The organism is Paracoccus sp. KR1-242 (genome assembly GCF_049446195.1).
Taxonomy (GTDB): Bacteria; Pseudomonadota; Alphaproteobacteria; order Rhodobacterales; family Rhodobacteraceae; genus Paracoccus; species Paracoccus broussonetiae.
The window spans coordinates 171,236-188,134 of sequence record NZ_JBMSED010000002.1; the positions used below are offsets into that span (position 1 = coordinate 171,236).

15 protein-coding genes are annotated in these 16,899 nt (G+C 65.4%); 11 read left to right on the forward strand and 4 right to left on the reverse strand.

Annotated features, from left to right (window positions below):
• The first annotated feature begins 136 nt into the window (after positions 1-136).
• Positions 137-397, forward strand: a complete 261-nt coding sequence (locus ACO2Q4_RS04330; RefSeq protein WP_423317525.1) for a helix-turn-helix domain-containing protein — start codon at positions 137-139, stop codon at positions 395-397.
• Positions 394-1,731, forward strand: coding sequence for a HipA domain-containing protein (locus ACO2Q4_RS04335; protein ID WP_423317527.1), 1,338 nt, complete (start codon positions 394-396; stop codon positions 1,729-1,731). The genes ACO2Q4_RS04330 and ACO2Q4_RS04335 overlap by 4 nt, the downstream gene beginning before the upstream one ends.
• Before the next feature lie 166 nt (positions 1,732-1,897).
• Here the strand turns inward: ACO2Q4_RS04335 and ACO2Q4_RS04340 are convergent, their stop codons facing one another.
• Positions 1,898-2,791 (reverse strand): LysR family transcriptional regulator, encoded by an 894-nt coding sequence (locus ACO2Q4_RS04340; protein WP_395131848.1) that lies wholly within the window; start codon positions 2,789-2,791, stop codon positions 1,898-1,900.
• 190 nt (positions 2,792-2,981) lie between these two features.
• Here ACO2Q4_RS04340 and ACO2Q4_RS04345 point away from each other — a divergent pair, with 190 nt between their 5' ends.
• From ACO2Q4_RS04345 to ACO2Q4_RS04370, 6 genes are all read left to right on the forward strand, one after another.
• Entirely contained in the window at positions 2,982-3,377 is a 396-nt protein-coding gene (locus ACO2Q4_RS04345) for a (R)-mandelonitrile lyase (protein ID WP_311759469.1), read from the forward strand.
• A gap of 21 nt (positions 3,378-3,398) precedes the next feature.
• Positions 3,399-4,421: a zinc-dependent alcohol dehydrogenase family protein gene (locus tag ACO2Q4_RS04350; protein WP_311759468.1), complete on the forward strand. Its 1,023-nt coding sequence runs from the start codon at positions 3,399-3,401 to the stop codon at positions 4,419-4,421.
• Between the two features lie 24 nt (positions 4,422-4,445).
• Entirely contained in the window at positions 4,446-5,270 is an 825-nt protein-coding gene (locus tag ACO2Q4_RS04355; protein WP_423317530.1) for an SDR family oxidoreductase, read from the forward strand.
• A gap of 384 nt (positions 5,271-5,654) precedes the next feature.
• Positions 5,655-8,099: an AMP-binding protein gene (locus ACO2Q4_RS04360; RefSeq protein WP_423317532.1), complete on the forward strand. Its 2,445-nt coding sequence runs from the start codon at positions 5,655-5,657 to the stop codon at positions 8,097-8,099.
• A gap of 214 nt (positions 8,100-8,313) precedes the next feature.
• Positions 8,314-9,450 (forward strand): efflux RND transporter periplasmic adaptor subunit, encoded by a 1,137-nt coding sequence (locus ACO2Q4_RS04365; protein WP_423317534.1) that lies wholly within the window; start codon positions 8,314-8,316, stop codon positions 9,448-9,450.
• Positions 9,447-12,566, forward strand: coding sequence for an efflux RND transporter permease subunit (locus ACO2Q4_RS04370; protein WP_423317536.1), 3,120 nt, complete (start codon positions 9,447-9,449; stop codon positions 12,564-12,566). The genes ACO2Q4_RS04365 and ACO2Q4_RS04370 overlap by 4 nt, the downstream gene beginning before the upstream one ends.
• Here the strand turns inward: ACO2Q4_RS04370 and ACO2Q4_RS04375 are convergent.
• Positions 12,557-12,916: a DUF1622 domain-containing protein gene (locus ACO2Q4_RS04375; RefSeq protein ID WP_423317538.1), complete on the reverse strand. Its 360-nt coding sequence runs from the start codon at positions 12,914-12,916 to the stop codon at positions 12,557-12,559. The two genes, ACO2Q4_RS04370 and ACO2Q4_RS04375, sit on opposite strands and share 10 nt — an antisense overlap.
• Before the next feature lie 27 nt (positions 12,917-12,943).
• Positions 12,944-13,543: a hypothetical protein gene (locus tag ACO2Q4_RS04380; protein WP_423317540.1), complete on the reverse strand. Its 600-nt coding sequence runs from the start codon at positions 13,541-13,543 to the stop codon at positions 12,944-12,946.
• Between the two features lie 220 nt (positions 13,544-13,763).
• Between ACO2Q4_RS04380 and ACO2Q4_RS04385 the strand changes: the two genes are divergently transcribed.
• From ACO2Q4_RS04385 to ACO2Q4_RS04395, 3 genes are all read left to right on the forward strand, one after another.
• Positions 13,764-14,666, forward strand: a complete 903-nt coding sequence (locus ACO2Q4_RS04385) for an arginase family protein (RefSeq protein WP_423317542.1) — start codon at positions 13,764-13,766, stop codon at positions 14,664-14,666.
• A 181-nt stretch (positions 14,667-14,847) separates the two neighbouring features.
• Complete coding sequence (locus tag ACO2Q4_RS04390; RefSeq protein ID WP_423317544.1) at positions 14,848-15,576, forward strand: hypothetical protein; 729 nt, start codon at positions 14,848-14,850, stop codon at positions 15,574-15,576.
• Between the two features lie 152 nt (positions 15,577-15,728).
• Positions 15,729-16,142 (forward strand): VOC family protein, encoded by a 414-nt coding sequence (locus tag ACO2Q4_RS04395; RefSeq protein ID WP_423317546.1) that lies wholly within the window; start codon positions 15,729-15,731, stop codon positions 16,140-16,142.
• Here the strand turns inward: ACO2Q4_RS04395 and ACO2Q4_RS04400 are convergent.
• Positions 16,128-16,853, reverse strand: coding sequence for a FadR/GntR family transcriptional regulator (locus ACO2Q4_RS04400; RefSeq protein ID WP_423317548.1), 726 nt, complete (start codon positions 16,851-16,853; stop codon positions 16,128-16,130). The two genes, ACO2Q4_RS04395 and ACO2Q4_RS04400, sit on opposite strands and share 15 nt — an antisense overlap.
• Positions 16,854-16,899: the final 46 nt, after the last annotated feature.

Below are 16,899 nucleotides of genomic sequence, written 5' to 3' on the forward strand. Positions count from 1 at the left end.
GTGGCGAGCCTGTTTTCCAATATGTTGTAATCAACCATGCGTTGGTCTTCAGCGGTCACGAATTTCCAATATATTGGAAAGTGACTTGATTTCGCGCCAAAGAAGCGCCATTTCTAACATGTCGGAAACGGGCGCGATGACAAACATGCTGGCACAAAGACTGGGTGGGCTGATCCGCGACACGCGTCGGGCGCAGGGATTGCGACTGGTCGACCTGTCGCGTCTCAGCGGGGTGGCGCTGGCGACGCTGTCCGATCTGGAAAACGCGACCCGGGACACGCGACTTTCCTCGTATCAGCGGGTCTTCGACGCCCTGGGCATCGATTCGGCTGCAATCACCGCACTGCCGGCCCGGTCGGACAGCGGCGAAGGCTATGACCTGGACGACGCGCTGTGAAGATCCCGGTCTTCTATGATCGATTCCAGGTGGGTGATCTGGTGGTGGACGGGCAGGGGGCGGTCTCCTTTGCCTATGATCCCCGCTGGCAGGCGGCAAGGGGGGCCTTTCCCCTGTCGCTGACGATGCCCCTGTCGCGCCGTGACCACGCGCCAGACCGCGTCCATCCCTGGATCGCGAACCTGCTGCCAGAAGAGGGGCAGCTTGCCACGCTGGCCCGCCGGCTGGGCGTCGCGCAGGGCGATACCGTCGCGATCCTGCGCGAGATCGGCGGGGACACGGCCGGGGCATTGTCCTTTGGCGCGCCGTCGCTGCGCGCGGCCTGGGATTGGCTGCCGCTGACCCGGCATTATCGCAGCGACGATCCCGAACAGGCCCTGGCCCGCCATTTCGAGGACCTGCGCCAACGCCCCTTCTTGATCGGAGAGGACGGCGTCCGCCTGTCCCTGGCCGGCGGGCAGCAGAAATCTGCGCTGGCGGTGCTGGACGGGGACGGACGCCCCAGACTGGGCCTGCCGGAATCCGGCGACCAGTTGGTCATTCCGCGCGATGGCGCGCCCTCGACCGTCATCATCAAGCCCGACAACCCCAACCTCCCGGGAATTGTCGAGAATGAGGCTTATTGCCTTGCGCTTGCCCAGGCCATCGGCATTCCCGCCGCCCCGGCCTTGATCGCACGTGCGGGTGGGCGAACCGCCCTGATCGTGGCGCGCTATGATCGCGCGCTGCGCGCCGACGGCACCATCCGCCGCCTGCATCAAGAGGATCTGGCCCAGATCCGCGCCATCCCCCCGGAACGCAAATACGAACGCGGCACGCTGCCCGGTCCGTCGCTGTCCGATCTGCTGACCACCGGCGGCCCGGATTGGCGCGCGGCATTCGGCGCGGATGCAGGGCTGGGCGGGGCAGGGCGTGCGCGGCTGCTGGATCAGGTGATCTTCAACATCCTGGTCGCCAATACCGACGCCCATGCCAAGAATTATTCGCTGCTGCTGGACGGCACGCCGCGGCTGGCGCCGCTTTACGACGTCTCGACCGTGCTGGGCTGGGATCACGTCAACCAGTATCACGCCCAGAACCTTGCGGGGCGCAAGCGCAAGCCGGGCGATATCGCGCGCCGCCACTGGGATGCCATCGCCGAAAGCGCGGGATTCAATCCTCGCCAACTGCGTCTTCGCGTGCAGGAACTGGTCGACGGCATCGTCCACCACGGCCATCCAGTCGCCCGCGCCGTCAGCGAAAACTCAGCTGCCAGCCGCCCGATGGTCGAGCATGTCCGCGACCTGATCGAAGGCAACGCCCTGCGCATCGCCGGACGGCTTGGCCCGGGCTGAAACCGGTGACGTAAGTGATCCGCAAAACACGCGTGTATCACGGATATATTGAAGCAGCGCCGACGTCTGGCGCGGACTGACAAAGGCTTTCGACGCTGGTAAGGGGGGCAAATCGGCAGCGCTCGCTTCACCCCATCCCGCATGAGCCACTTGAAGCGGGCGCCCCCTAATCCCGCCACCGCAGGGCGTCGATCAGCAGGCGAAAGGCCGAGGTGACCTGCCGGCGGCTGGGATAGTAAAGATAGTAGCCGGCAAAGGGCGGACACCAGTCCGCCAGCACGCGCACCAGCCTTCCCGCCCGGACATGCGGGTCAAGGTGATCCGAGGGCAGGCAGGCCAGCCCGCGCCCGGCCAGCGCTGCCTGAACCACCAGATCGGGATCGCTGCTGGTGAATTGCCCGTCCACCCGCACGTTCAACGGGCGGCCGTCCTTTTCGAACTCCCACGCGTAAAGCCCGCCCAGCGTCGGCAGCCGCAGGTTGATGCAGCTGTGTCCGGCCAGATCCTGCGGCGTGTCGGGGATCGGATGGTCGCGGAAATAATCCGGCGATCCGGCAACCACCATCTGCATGTCCGGCGATATCCGCACCCCGATCATGTCCCGGTCCAGACTTTCGCCCAGCCGGATACCGGCGTCGAAGCCTTCCTTCGCGATGTCGACGAAGCGGGAATCCACGGCGATCTCGATTCGGACATCGGGATGGGCGGCCATCAGGCGGCTGACGACCGGCATCACGATCTGGCGTGCCGGGGCCCGGCTGGCGGTGATGCGGATCGTCCCCGATGGCTTGCTGCGCATGTCGTCCAGCGCCGCCAACTGCGCCTCGATCCCGTCGAAGGCGGGGCGCAGCGTGTCGACCAGCCGGATGCCCGCCTCGGTCGGCGAGACGGCGCGTGTCGTCCGGGTCAAAAGCCGCACGTCCAGCCGTTCCTCCAGCCGGCGCACCACGGCGCTGACCGCGCTTTGCGAGGTGCCCAGCCGGGCCGCGGCGCGGGTGAAGCTGCGCTCCTCGGCTACGGCCAGGAAAGCCATCAGGTCGCTCATCTCGTCGCGTCGCATTCATATTATCCAGATATGAGTGTGTTGCGGATCTAGCATTTAATCCCTGGCGCGGCACCACCTATATTGCGCGGCAAGCGAATGGCGCAGACGATGACCGGGTTTCGGCGCAAGGTTTCCCGCGCGCCCCCAGCGGTAGCGCCCGATCATCGCGGCGACCATCCGGCAACGACCATCACAGGAGAGCATCATGGAAATCTTTCGTGCGGGCAGCAGGCCATCGGGCGCGGGACCGGCTGACTGGTTCACCGGAAAGGTCCGCATCGACCCGCTGTTCAACCCCGCAGCGCCCGACCGGGTGCAGGGCGCGCATGTGACCTTTGATCCGGGCGCGCGCACCGCATGGCACACGCATCCGCTGGGCCAGACGCTGATCGTGACCTTCGGGCGCGGCCTTGTTCAGCGCGAGGGTGGCCCGATCGAAGAGATCCGTCAGGGCGACGTCGTCTGGTTCGCCCCGGATGAACGTCACTGGCACGGCGCCGCACCCGATGCCGGCATGAGCCATGTCGCGATCCAGGAGGTCAAGGACGGCCAGGTCGTCACCTGGATGGATCACGTCACCGATGCGGATTACCGCGCCTGAACCCTTACGAAAGGACAGATCATGTACGCAACCGTCATGCACGGCCCCGGCGACGTCCGCTATGAGCGGGTCGAGGACCCCTCGATCCTGAAGCCGACCGACGCGATCATCAAGCTGTCGGCCACCTGCATCTGCGGGTCTGACCTGTGGCCCTATCGCGGGCTTCAGCCGCAGAATGGCCCGGCGCATATGGGTCATGAATATTGCGGCACCGTGGTCGAGGTCGGCGCGGATGTCCGTACGATCCGACCGGGGCAGTTCGTCGTCGGCTCGTTCTGCCTGTCCGACAATACCTGCCCGCATTGCCAGTTCGGGTTCCAGTCCTCGTGCCAGCAGCGGGAATTCATGTCCGGCGCGCAAGCGCCCTATGCCCGCGTGCCGCTGGCCGACGGCACCCTGGTCGCCACGGCCGAGATGCCGGATGCGGACATGATCCCGCATATGCTGGCGGTCTCGGACGTGCTGGGCACCGGCTGGTATGCCGCCGATGCCGCAGGCGTCCGCGAAGGGGGCACCGTTGTCGTGGTGGGGGATGGCGCGGTCGGACTGATGGGCGTCCTGGCCGCATCGCAGATGGGCGCGGCCCGCATCATCGCCATGAGCCGCCACCCCGACCGCCAGAAGCTGGCCCGCGACTTTGGCGCGACCGAGATCGTCGAGGAGCGGGGCGAGGACGGTATCGCCCGCATCATGGACATGACGAACGGGATCGGCGCGGAATCGGTGCTGGAATGCGTCGGCATGGAACAGTCGATGCAGCAGGCCATGGGCATCTGCCGTCCCGGCGGCACCATCGGCTATGTCGGCGTCCCGCATGGCGTCAACCTGGACGGGCAGAAGTTGTTCTTCAACCAGCAGCGGATGCTGGGCGGGCCGGCCCCGGTGCGCCGCTTCCTGCCCGACCTGATGGATCGCGTCCTGCAGGGCAGGATCCAGCCCGGCCGGGTCTTCGATCTGGTCCTGCCCATCGAGCAGGTCGCCGAAGGCTACAAGGCCATGGATGAACGCCGCGCCATCAAGACCATGCTGCGCGTCGATGCGTGATCCTGTGAAGAACCGGGGCACGGCATGACGGATGTCACGGTTGTCGTCGGTGCGGGCGCGATCGGGCAGGCCATTGCCCGGCGCGTCAGCAGCGGCCGCCATGTCGTGCTGGCGGACCTGAAGCGGGACAATGCCGAACAGGCCGCAAGGGTGCTGGAACTGGCGGGCTTCGCCACCACGGCCACCACGGTCGACGTCTCGGACCGGGACTCGGTCCGGGCGCTGATCCGGACCGCGACCGGGCTTGGGGATGTGAAGCTGCTGGTGCAGGCGGCGGGCGTCTCGCCCAGCCAGGCCCCTGTGGCGACGATCCTGAAGGTCGATCTGTATGGAACGGCCATGCTGCTTGAGGAATTCGGCGAGGTGATCGCCAGCGGCGGCTCGGCCATCGTGATCTCGTCGCAATCCGGCCACCGCCTGCCCGCGCTGACGCCCGAACAGGACCGCCAGCTTGCCACCACCCCGGCCGAGGCGTTGCTTGATCTGCCTTTCGTGAGGGAAATCGACGACACGCTGCTGGCCTATCAGATCTCGAAGCGCTGCAATTCCCTGCGCGTGCGGGGTCAGGCGCCGCGCTGGGGCAGGCGGGGCGCACGCGTGAACGCGATCAGTCCCGGCATCGTCATCACCCCGCTGGCCTGGGACGAGCTGAACGGAGAGCGCGCCGCCTTTTACCGAGACATGCTGGCCCGGAACCCTGCAGGGCGCGCCGGAACCCCGGACGAGATCGCGGCGCTTGCCGCACTGATCGCGGGCCCGGAGGGCGGCTATATCACCGGCAGCGATTTCCTGATCGACGGCGGGGCGACGGCCAATTTCTTTCATGGCCCCGACACGCAGGGATCCTGAGCGGCCGACAGCGCGGGGGATCGCGGTTTCCTGAAAAGCCCTGTCGCCTGCACCGCTTATGTTTCCGCCAATACGCTTCGCGAATGAACGCGGCGCCCCCACCCGATATACCTGCGGGAGTATTGGCCGCTCGGCTTTCGCCGGGTGGTTTTCCTGTCGCGCCTTAAAAACATCAACACGTCCCCCGCAAGGACAGAAGCGACTTTTCTGCAACAGGGGGCATTGCGCATGGAAATTGATCCAACCCCTTCTTGTGGAATAAAAGAGGGGGTCGAAAGTTCCAAATCGAATGTTTGGGTGATTCCCTGTGCGGGACGTGGTGGGCTGAATTGGGGCTCATATTACTGAATGCGGTGTTACCAAGTGATGGATTTACTTAGTCCCATGAGTTTCAAGACGCTCGACGCGACCGCGGTGGTCCGCAAGAATTCGCTCGCCTTTATCGAGACGATGTTCGTCCTGAACGAAGCCCGTCGCCCGCTGGTCATGGTGACGGACGAGGCCGAGGCCGCGACGCTTGCCGGCATCGACATCGATCGCTGCATCAACCCGGAAGATCGGTCGGGCTGGTATACCGCCCGCCATTCCCTGATCCATGACGATCTGCCCGCGCAGGTCAGCTATACCTCGGGGACCGAGGGCAAGCCCAAGGGCATCCTGCTGACCTACGCGAACCTGGCCGATGCCGCGTCGCGGATCATCGATGAAATGCAGATGACGGCCGAGATCCGGGAATATGTCGGGGTTCCGGCGACCTTCAGCTTCGGCATGGCCCGCTATCGCGCGGTCAGCGCGGTGGGCGGGCAGACCTATATGCCCACGCGCGGCTTCGACCCGCTGGAGCTTTCGCGGATGCTGGCCGCGGGTCAGGTCAATGCGCTGTCCGCCGTGCCGACGCTTCTGCGCATCCTGCTGGACGCGCCCGGCCTGATCGGGGCCGAAGGCGGGCAGCTGCGCTGGATGGAAATCGGCTCTCAGCACATGACCGCGGATGAAAAGCGGCGCATCCGTCAGATGTTCCCCAATGCCCGCATCGTGCAGCATTATGGGCTGACAGAGGCATCGCGCAGCACCTTCCTGCAGGTCTCGGACGCGCCCGAGGATCTGCTGACCTCGGTCGGACAACCGGTGGGTCGCAGCGAAATCGGGCTTGGTCCCGACGGTCGGATCCGGATCCGCGGGCCCCATGTCGCGAAATCCCGCATCGATGCCGACGGCCTGCACGACCTGCAGGACGCCCAGGGATGGTTGCAGACGAACGACCTTGGGCACATGCGGGACGGCCACCTGTTTTTCGATGGCCGGGCCGATGACCTGATCAATTGCGGCGGCGTGAAGATCTCTCCCGACCAGCTTGAGGAACAGATCCGCACGGGGCTGGAGCCGGGTACGCAGATTGCGGTCGCGAAGGTTCCCGATGCGCAGCGCGGCGACGGCATTCTGGTCGCGGTTCGGGGCGATGCCGCCCAGGTCGCGCCGGTCCGGGACCGCGCTATCGCCGCCCTGCACGGCATGGGCGTGGCCGCGGGCAGCGCCCTGCATGTCACGGCCGTCGGCGCCATTCCCGTCACGGGCACCGGCAAGGTGCAAAGGCGCGTGCTGGCCGATCAGTTCCTGTCGCAGCAGCCGGCCGCCCCTGACCGGGCGCCGGCAAAGGCGACCGAGATCCGGGACGTGCTGTCCCTGTTCCGGCGCGAATTCGTCGGCCAGACCATCACACCCGAGGATTCGTTCGAATCCCTGGGCGGGGATTCCCTTCTTTACATCCAGTTTTCGCTGAGCTTCGAGCAGCGCTTCGGCCCCTTGCCGGATGACTGGGCCAAGCTCAGCGTGTCGCAATTGCAGCAAGGGCTGGGGCAGGCGCAAAAAACGGCCTGGCGTCGCCTTGAATCGGCGACCCTGACGCGGGCCTTTTTCATCGTCTGCATCGTCGCCCTGCACACCAATGCCTTTGTCTACAGCAAGAACTGGGGCGCGGCCTATTTCCTGGTCCTGCTGGCCGGGTATTCGGTCGCGCGCTTCCAATTGCCCGAGATCATTCGCAGCGGCAGCGTCAAGACCCTGCGCGGAACCATCAGATATGTGGCGATCCCGACCGTGCTGATGGTCGCCTTCCTGCAGGTGGCGACGCACCGGTTCGAGATCCTGCCCCTGCTTCTGATCTCGAACTATCTCGATCCGCATCAGCTCAAGGGTTTCCTGCTGTATTTCGTCGAGTTCTACGTCCAGATCCTGGTCATCATGGCGATCCTGTTCTCGATCGCTAAAGTGCGGGAAATGTTCAGGCTGCGGCCCATGCTCAGCGCGATCGGCCTGCTTCTGACGGCTGCGGCGCTGGATCAGGTTATCGAGTTCTTCTGGAACGGTGACTACAATTACCACCGCTCGCCCTGGAATTATGCCTGGATCTTTGCCCTGGGCGTGGTGCTGGCGACCGCAAAGGACGGGCGCACCCGGCTGTTTGCCATGGTCGTCGCGACGGTGGCGATCCTGATGAAATGGGGCATGACCTCGGCCGGGTTCTACGTTGCCGGGGGCTGCGTCATGGTGCTGTTCGTTCAGTCCCTTGTGGTGCCTGCGCCGGTCAAGGTTCTGGTGGCGGAAATCGCCGGGGCGTCGTTGTTCATCTATCTGACCCATTACGTAATGATTTCCGTGGTCCGAAAGATATTTGGCGTGGAGAAACCCTGGCTGGCGCTGATTTCCTCGCTGATCGTGGGCGTGGTTCTCAGCCATCTTTATGCCTGGTCCTCGCGGAAATTCGTCAACACGATCGACCGGCTCAGGGGCGTCAGCCGGACGAACGCCCTGCCAAGGTCGCCTGCCTGATCGACCCATTCCGGGGGCATTGCCCCCGGCACTGCAATTGGCGGCTGCTTGCGGCGCTGGTTCCATTCGCGCGCACAAGGTCAAAGTCACGGCCCCAACCTTTCCGGCCAATTCCGATTGTTTCAGGTTGCGAGGCCTGTTCCAAGCTGCCAACAATCGGGAAAGGGCAAATGATCACAGACATTTTCTGGATTTTTTGAGAAAGTAGGGACGGATGCAGCGTCGCGCCTTTACCCCCGCAGTTCTGGTTTTTGCCGCAATCGTCATTCTGATCGTCCTTTGGATCGGCAGTGGCATGATCGGCAGGACCCCCGAGCAGATGGCCGCGCCGCAAAGCCGGGTGCCGGTCGTCGCCGCAAGCTGGAGCGAGGCGCGATCCGTCGACAGGACGCTTTTCCTTTACGGGGCCCTGCAGCCGCGCAACAGCGTCATCCTGCGGGCGCGGACCGAAGGCCAGCTGCAGGACATCGTGGCACAGGGAACCAGGGTCCATGCGGGCGACGCGCTTGGCCAGCTCAGCATGGATGACCGCCCCGCGCGGATTGCCCAGGCCCAGGCCAACCTGGCCTCGGTCCAGCGCAATGCCGAGGCGTCCGAGCAGCTTGCCAATCGCGGCGTGCGATCCAACCTTGAGGCGCAGGCCCGGCAGGCCGAGCTGGAGGCGGCGCGCGCCGCGCTGCAGGCGGTCGAGATCGATATCGAGAACACGACCTTGCAGGCGCCGTTCGACGGCACGGTCAGCCGCCTGATCGTTGAGGCGGGCAGCTTTGTCGCGCGCGGCGGCGAGGTGCTGGAGATCGTCAACAACGATCCGCTGCTGGCGATCGTCCAGGTCCAGCAGTCCGAAATCGCGAACGTGCGCCCCGGAATGGCCGCCCGCGTCGGGGTCATCGGCGGCAAGGTCCATCAGGGCAAGGTCAGCTTCGTCGCTCCGGTCGCGGATGCGGCCACCCGCACCTTCCGGGTGGAAATCGAGATTCCAAATCCCGACGCCGCCATTCCCGCCGGCATCAGCGCCGAGGTGACGCTGATCGCTGAAACCGTTCCGGCGCATTACATCTCGGCCTCGCTGGTGCGTCTTGACCAGCATGGCCGGACGGGCGTGCTGGCGGTGGGCGACGACAACCGCATTCTGTTCCGCCCGGTCGGGTTCGTCGCGGCCGATGCGGCGGGCGTCTGGGTGGGTGGCCTTGACGCGCGCGAGCATCTGGTAACGATCAGCCACGGCGCCATCGCCGAAGGCGAAGAGGTCGAGGTCCGCGAGACGCCGCCCGAATTCAGCCTGCCCGAAGCCCCGCAAGCGCCGGGCATCATCGAGGTCGATGCAGGCCCGCAGGAGCAGGCCCCATGAATGCGCTGATCGCGGCGGCATTCGCCAGGGCGCGGACGACGGTCCTGCTGTTCTTTCTTCTGCTGTTTGCCGGGATCTTCGCCTATGCAGCGATTCCGAAGGAATCGACGCCGACGATCGAGATCCCGTTCTTTTCGGTCAGCGTCACCTATCCCGGCATCTCTGCCGAGGACAGCGCGCGGCTGCTGATCGAACCGCTGGAGCGGCGCTTGCAGGCGATCTCGGGCCTGCGCAGGCTGACCGGCCAGGCGGGCGACGGCTTTGCCAACCTGCGGCTGGAGTTCGAGCCGGGGCACGATCAGGCCACGGCATTGACGGATGTACGCGACGAGGTCGATCGTGCGGTCCCGGATCTTCCCGTCGGAGCCAATGCGCCCGTGGTCAGCGAGATCGACCTGTCGCTTTTCCCGATCCTGACCGTGGGCCTGTCCGGTCCCATCCCGGAACGCGACCTGATCCGGCTTGGCCGCGATCTGGCGCAGCGCATCGAATCCGTTCCGGGGGTTCTGGAAGCCCAGCTTTCCGGCGATCGCGAGGATCTGCTTGAGGTCAATGCCGACCCGTTGGCCATGCAATCCTATGGCATCTCGGCCCCCGACCTTGCCCGCGCCGTGCAAAGCAACAACCAGCTTGTTCCCGCCGGGTCTTTCGATACCGGCGCGGGCCGGATCGGGGCGTCGATCCCCGGCATGGTGCGGTCGCTGGCCGATGTCCTGGTCATGCCGGTGGTCGTCACCCCCGATACGGTGGTCCGCATTCAGGACGTGGCCGAGGTGCGCCAGACCTTCCGCGACCCGACCAGCTTCGCCCGGATCGGGGGAGAGCCCACCGTCGCCATCGACATCACCCGCAGCACGAACGCCAATATCCTGGAAACCGTGGCCGCGGTGCAGGCCGTGCTGGCCGAGGAAAAGGCCCATATGCCGCTGGCCCTGCAAATCCATGTCATGCAGAACCAGGCCGAGGACATCGCCAGCATGCTGGGCGACCTTGAAAACGGCGTGATCCTTGCCGTGATCATGGTGATGCTGCCGACCATCCTGATTTTGGGGCTGAAGCCTTCGTTGATGATCGGCATATCGATCCCCAGTGCGTTCTTCGGCGGGATCCTTGTCATCTATCTGATGGGCTTCACGCTGAACATCATCGTGCTGTTCGGCCTGATCCTTGTCATCGGGATGCTGGTCGACGGCACGATGGTGGTCGTCGAAAAGGCCGAGCGCCTGCAATCCCAGGGCATGTCCGGACCCGACGCCTATCGCGAGGCTGCGTCCCGCATGGCCTGGCCGGTCATCGCGGCCATCGCCACCTCGCTTGCCGTGTTCTTTCCGCTGCTGTTCTGGCCCGGCACCGCCGGTCGCTTCATGATGTTCCTGCCGGCGACCGTGCTTGTCACCCTGATCATGTCGCTGGTCGTCGCGCTGGTCTTTGTCCCGGTAATCGGCGGGCTGATCGCCGGCAAGGGCAGGGGCAAGGGCAGCGCCACCGCATCCGCGCAGGCCGAAATCAGCGTTCCCGCCTTTTACGACACGATCCTGTCGCGCACCCTGCGCCATCCCCTGCGAACCGTGGTGCTGACCGTCGCGGTTCTGGTGGCGTCGTTCCTGGCCTATGGGCGGCTTGGTCCCGGCGTCGAGTTCTTTCCCGCGATCGAGGCCGAGCGCGCCCAGATCCAGATCCGCGCCGATGGCAACCTGTCCGTGTTCGAGGCGGACCGCCTTGTCCGTCTGGTCGAACGCGCGGTGGCCGGGACCGAGGGGATCGAGCTGTCCTACGCGCGGACCATCGGCACGGTCGAGGGGCGGCTTGCCGCGAATGTCGATCCCGACGTCATTGGCACCATCCAGCTTGATCTGGTGGACTGGCGCAGCCGCAGGCCCGCAAGGGAAATCCTGAATGAGCTTGAGGCAAAGGCCGCATCGGTCCCCGGTGTTGGCGTGCAGATCCAGGAACAGCGCACGGGTCCGGTATCCTCGCGCCCGGTCGAGCTTGAGCTGTCCTCGGACGACCTTGCGGCCTTGCCCGCGGCCGCAAGCATCGTCACCCACCTCATGGAGGAACTGGGCGGCTTCACCGATATTTCCAGCGACGTCCCGGTGCCGGGGGTCGAGGCGCGGCTGGTCATCGACCGCGCCCGGGCCGCCCATTACGGGGCGGATGTCGCCACGCTTGGCAACGCGGTCAGGTTGATGACGAATGGCGTCATCCTTGGGTCATACCTGCCGCCCGATGTCGATGACGAGGTCGACATCGTCCTGCGCTATCCCCTGCAGGACCGCAATTTCACCGAACTCAGCGCGCTGCGCGTCCTGACCCCGATGGGCATGATCCCGGTTTCGAATTTCGCCACGATCGTGCCCTCCGAGGCGCCAGCCATCGTGAAATATTCGGGCGGCCGGATCGTGCAGAACATCTCGGCCGGGCTCGCGCCGGGTCGCGGGCTGGCCGAAGAGCTTCAGCGCCTGCAAGAGCGTCTGGACGGGGTCGGTCTTGGCGCCGTCGACTGGCGTTTCCGCGGCGAGATCGAGGATCAGCAGGACACCCTGCGCTTCCTTGTGGTGGCCTTCGTCGCTGCACTTTTCCTGATGTTCATGGTCATGCTGACCCAACTGAACAGCTTCCTGCAAAGCTTTCTGGTGCTGTCGGCCATCGTCTGCTCGATCCCCGGCGTGCTGATCATGCTGATCGTCACGCAGGCGCCGTTCTCGATGGTGATGGGCGGCATGGGGGTCATGGCGCTGGCGGGCGTCGTGCTGAACAACAACATCATCCTGATCGACGCCTATAACGAATTGCGCGCCCAGGGGCTTGATCCCGACAGCGCGGCCCTGCGCGCGGCGCGCGAACGGCTGCGTCCGATACTGCTGACGGCCTTTACCACGATCACCGGGCTGATCCCGATGGCGATCGGGCTGACCGTCGATTTCTTCGACCGCGACGCGTATTTCGGCGCGCCCTCGGGGCAGTTCTGGGTGCAGCTGTCGACAACCATCGTCGGCGGGCTGATCGTCGGCACGATCATCACTTCGTGCCTGACGCCAACGCTGCTGGCCTGGGACGGGCGGCGGCGCGAGGCTGCGGCGCGGCGGTCGCGGCAGGGCGGCGATCAGGGGTGATCCTGGTCCCGGTGGCTGATCTGCTGTTCGATCCGGGACAGCTCCATGTCCAGGAAATAGGCCATGGCAACCCGGATCACGACGATGACCATCAGGATGCCGACCTCGCTGAGCGTCCGGTGCACGATCGAATGCAGGATGTCCGAGATGATCAGAACCTCCAGCCCGGTCAGCATCCACCGCCCCAGCGTCAGGCGGAACCTGATTAGGGTGGGGCCGACCAGCCGGTCCATCCAATGGCCCTGCGCCTCGGCAAAGGTGCGCATCGACATGATCACGGACAGGATGATCCCCCAGACGAGGATCAGGAAGGCAAGGACGTCGATCACGTCGGCGGCGGCTTCGATCATGTATTCCCCCGTTGTAGGGCCGGATGGTCAGAACCTGACGCGCAGGCCAAAGACATTGGCGTTCGACGCGCCCTTCATGTCGCCCAGGGTCTTCCACGCGCCCGAGCGATGGTGAAGCCGCCAGAAGAAGCTGTAGCGGGATTCCGGCGACACTTTGAAATCCAGCTCTGGGCTGAGATAGAATACCAGCTGCGCGTCCCCGTCATATTCGGCCTCAAGCCGCTGTTCGCGCCCGGCATGGGCGGCATCGACATAGCTGAGCCCGAAGACGATCGAGGGCGAAAGAAAGATGTTGCGGGCCAGTTGCCAATTGTCGATCCGCGCCACCAGCCCACCCCAGGCCTCGGTCGTGCGATCCTCGCCATAGCGCGTGGCGATGCCCAGTTCATATCCGACGCTGGTCCGGCGCGAATGCAGGAAAAAGCTCTGGACGCCCAGCCCCGTGATGTAATTGTCCTCGTAGTCGGCACCGATCACGTTGACGCTTTCCCCCATATCGGCGTCCAGCATGCGGCCGGTGAAAACGAAGAAGTTCCGGTCGGGACCGGCCGGGGCCTCCTGCGCGGCAGCGGCAGAGGCGACAAGGCCGATCGAGAGGGCGAGCGCGGTCAATCGCAAGTCCGTCATCCTCGTGGTCCGTGGGTGCTTTCAGGGTGAAGCGTGACACGGCCCCGCTCAACAGGGGAATGACCGGATGGCGCGGTGCCGCGCCCCGACCGCGACTTTTCCGCCACGCGGCGCGGGCATGCCGGTTTTGCGTGTCCGTCCGGGCCAAGCGATCGAAGCGGACAAGGTCGGGAAACCTGTCTAACCTTGCGGGCGACAAGACCCCAAGCAGGACTGCCGGATGCGGATCATCCTTGCGCCTTCGAACCTTGGCCTGCGGCCGCTGCGGCCCGGCCACGAACCCGGTGCGTGGCGCGCGCCCGCCGCCCTTATGGCTGCGGGGCTGGAAAGCGCCACCGATCCCGGCGGGATCGTCGAACTTGCGCGCCCCGATTACTCGGCGGCGGCACAGCCGGGAACGCGGCTGAGGAATGGCCCCCAAATGCGCCGCTTCAACCTTGCGCTGGCCGATGAGGTCGACCGGGCGGTGCAGGACGGCCGGTTTGCGCTGGTGGTCGGGGGCGATTGCTCGGTCCTTCTGGGCGCGCTGGCCGGGGCGCGGCGGCACGGGCAGCTGTCGCTGGTGCATGTCGACGGCCACAGCGATTTCCGCCATCCCGGCAATTACGATCCGGCCTTGGGGCTGGGCGCGGTCGCCGGGATGGACCTTGCCCTGGCCACCGGGCGCGGCGAGGCGCTGATGACCGATTGGCCGGGCGTAACCGGTCCGCTGGTTCAGGACCGGAACGTGGTCCAGCTGGGGGAAAGGGAAAGCCGGGATCCCGACTTCGCCTGGCCCGACGTGAACCTGACCGAGATCGAGCGCCTGGACATATTCGAGGCGAAGCGGATCGGCATGCCCGCCGTCGTCGACAGGATCCGCCAGACCCTGGACAGGCTGCCGGGCCGGGGGTTCTGGGTCCATTTCGATGTCGATGTCCTTGACCAAAGGATCATGCCCGCGGTGGATTCGCCCGGCTCTCCGGGCCTGGACGTCGATGAGGTCGTCCATGTTCTTGGCCGGTGCGTGGCGGAACCGGGCTGCATCGGAATGACCCTGACCGTGTTCGATCCCGACCTTGATCCCGATGGCGCCTATGCCGCGGTCATCGTGGATATCCTGTCGCGCCTGCCGCTGCGATAGCGGGACCGGCAGGCGGCGTCATCGGCGGTCGGACGTGCCGCGAAATCCGTCCCGGACCCTCCGAACCGGGCGCGATCCGCAATCGCCCCGCGGATGCCGTCAATTGACGTTCCCGTTACATGCCAGAACCCGCGGCCCCAAGACGGCGTTGAGCGGTCGCAAAGTGTATGGGAGTGGCGACATGTTTGTGAAAGGGATGCTGACCGCGGTTGTTCTGACGGCTGGAGCAAGCAGCTATGCAATGGCCCAGGCCGCCGCGGAAGTCGTGACCGGAAATGGCCAGACGACGGTGGTGCCGCAAGCCGCCACCGAGGCGAAGGGCGTTCCGCCCGTCGCGACTCAGGTGATTTCGGAATATCCGGCCTTCAATCAATCCATGAACGACGAAAACATCGCGAGCACGCTTGTCGCGCAGGGCTTCCAGAATATCCATATTCTGCGCGAAGGCTCGTTGATGACCATCACCGCGACACGCGACAACAATGACATCAACCTGGTCTATAACCTTGTCGAGGGCCGCCTGATCAAGGTGAATGGCGAGCGTATTCTGGGCGAAGAGGACCAGAAGGCGAACGGCACCGATGATGCCGCCAGCCCCTCGGCCGTGGACCCGGGGGCGGGTGCGACGCCGGGTGACGATACCGACGATGATGGCGCGACCGACGGTGGAACCGATGATGGCGGAACCGGATCGGACGATGGCGGCATGGACGGTGGTGGCACCGATGACGGCGGCACCGGCACCGATACGGGCGGCGGCACCGATTCCGGTAGCGACAGTGGTTCGGGCAGCGACAGCGGCTCGGGTAGTGATGGCGGCTCCAGCGACGGTGGGTCCAGCGACGGCGGCTCCAGCGACGGAGGATCGGGCAGCGACGGCGGCTCGGACTCGGAAGGGGCTGGCGGCTGATCGGCTTGCATGACGGACGCGAAGGGCAAGGGGCCGGGGCGCAAATCCCCCGGTCCTTTATCCTGCGCGCCGGGGAATGCCCCCTGACGGCGCTGGTCTGGAATCAGTTCCCGGCGTAAGATCGTTGGCGACGGTCCAAGGCGGGCAAGGCCATGCAACTGGAAAGCAGTCAGGTCACCGTGATGCTGCCGGTCCGGGATCTTGCCCGGGCGCGGGATTTCTATGAACGGCTGCTGGCCCTGCCGGCGGGTCAGGCGCGCCCGGACGGCAAGGTGGTTTATCGCTGCGGCGGCACCGAGATCGCGCTTTTCCCCAGGGACGAGGGCACCAAGGCCGAACACACCGCGCTAAGCTTCCGGGTCGAGGACATTCGGTCGTCGATCGATCAGCTGGAAGGCCGTGGCGTGGTGTTTTCCGATTATGACCTTCCGGGCTTCAAGACCGAGGGCCATGTCTGCGTTCTGGGTTCCGAAAAAGCGGCATGGTTCAACGATACCGAGGGAAACATCCTTTGCCTGCACGAGGACATTTCCGTCCCGCCCGGCCAGGGATCAGGCGCGGCCTGACCGCAACCCATCCTCTGCTTCCCGCAAAAGCCTGCGGATCGCGGTCAGGTGTTCGGTCATGGCCCGATGCGCCGCGGTCTGGTCGCGGGCTGCGATGGCCTCGACGATGGCCAGGTGCAGCGCCCTTTGGGCGGTGGCGTATTCCAGCTTCTGCGCCTTGCGATAGACCGCGTCATGGTGCCTTTGCCAGTGCGCGCGTCCGCGCATGGCGACCAGGTTGGTGTAAAGCCCGATCAGCAGCGCGTTGGCGCTGGCCTGTGCGATCGACCTGTGGAATGCGTCATCCAGACGCTCGTAATCCCGCCAGTTCGCCGCTGTCCCGGTCTCGGTGGCCAGTTCGCGCATCCGGCTGATGTCGCTGTCCTTTGCGGCCAGCGCCGCCGCCGCGGCAAGGGCCGGTTCAAAGACCAGCCGCGCCTCGATCAGATCATGGGTCGAGGCGCTTTCGATCAGCACCTTCAAGGGCAATGTCCGGTCGGCGGCGCCGGGTCCAAGAAAGGTGCCCTTGCCCTGATGGCGCCAGATCTGCCCCTCGGCGCTGAGGGTGTGCAATGCGCGGCGCAGGGTTTCACGGCTGCAGGCAAGCTCGACTGCCAGCGCGCGTTCGGGCGGCAGGGCTTCTTGCGGCTGCCAGCGCCCGGCCTCGATCCAGCCCCGCAATGTCGCGGTGACTTCGGCATGATTGCGGCGGGAAGCCGGGATTTCGTTCATGAACAGACCAATTTGCAGACCAATCCATTCCTCTCATAAGGCTGGC

Excerpts from the sequence above, each read along its gene's own strand:
- ACO2Q4_RS04330 (WP_423317525.1), top strand. The coding sequence starts at position 137 with ATGACAAACATGCTGGCACAAAGACTGGGTGGGCTGATCCGCGACACG.
- ACO2Q4_RS04340 (WP_395131848.1), bottom strand. The coding sequence starts at position 2,791 with ATGCGACGCGACGAGATGAGCGACCTGATGGCTTTCCTGGCCGTAGCC.
- ACO2Q4_RS04345 (WP_311759469.1), top strand. The coding sequence starts at position 2,982 with ATGGAAATCTTTCGTGCGGGCAGCAGGCCATCGGGCGCGGGACCGGCT.
- ACO2Q4_RS04350 (WP_311759468.1), top strand. The coding sequence starts at position 3,399 with ATGTACGCAACCGTCATGCACGGCCCCGGCGACGTCCGCTATGAGCGG.
- ACO2Q4_RS04355 (WP_423317530.1), top strand. The coding sequence starts at position 4,446 with ATGACGGATGTCACGGTTGTCGTCGGTGCGGGCGCGATCGGGCAGGCC.
- ACO2Q4_RS04360 (WP_423317532.1), top strand. The coding sequence starts at position 5,655 with ATGAGTTTCAAGACGCTCGACGCGACCGCGGTGGTCCGCAAGAATTCG.
- ACO2Q4_RS04365 (WP_423317534.1), top strand. The coding sequence starts at position 8,314 with ATGCAGCGTCGCGCCTTTACCCCCGCAGTTCTGGTTTTTGCCGCAATC.
- ACO2Q4_RS04370 (WP_423317536.1), top strand. The coding sequence starts at position 9,447 with ATGAATGCGCTGATCGCGGCGGCATTCGCCAGGGCGCGGACGACGGTC.
- ACO2Q4_RS04375 (WP_423317538.1), bottom strand. The coding sequence starts at position 12,916 with ATGATCGAAGCCGCCGCCGACGTGATCGACGTCCTTGCCTTCCTGATC.
- ACO2Q4_RS04380 (WP_423317540.1), bottom strand. The coding sequence starts at position 13,543 with ATGACGGACTTGCGATTGACCGCGCTCGCCCTCTCGATCGGCCTTGTC.
- ACO2Q4_RS04385 (WP_423317542.1), top strand. The coding sequence starts at position 13,764 with ATGCGGATCATCCTTGCGCCTTCGAACCTTGGCCTGCGGCCGCTGCGG.
- ACO2Q4_RS04390 (WP_423317544.1), top strand. The coding sequence starts at position 14,848 with ATGTTTGTGAAAGGGATGCTGACCGCGGTTGTTCTGACGGCTGGAGCA.
- ACO2Q4_RS04395 (WP_423317546.1), top strand. The coding sequence starts at position 15,729 with ATGCAACTGGAAAGCAGTCAGGTCACCGTGATGCTGCCGGTCCGGGAT.
- ACO2Q4_RS04400 (WP_423317548.1), bottom strand. The coding sequence starts at position 16,853 with ATGAACGAAATCCCGGCTTCCCGCCGCAATCATGCCGAAGTCACCGCG.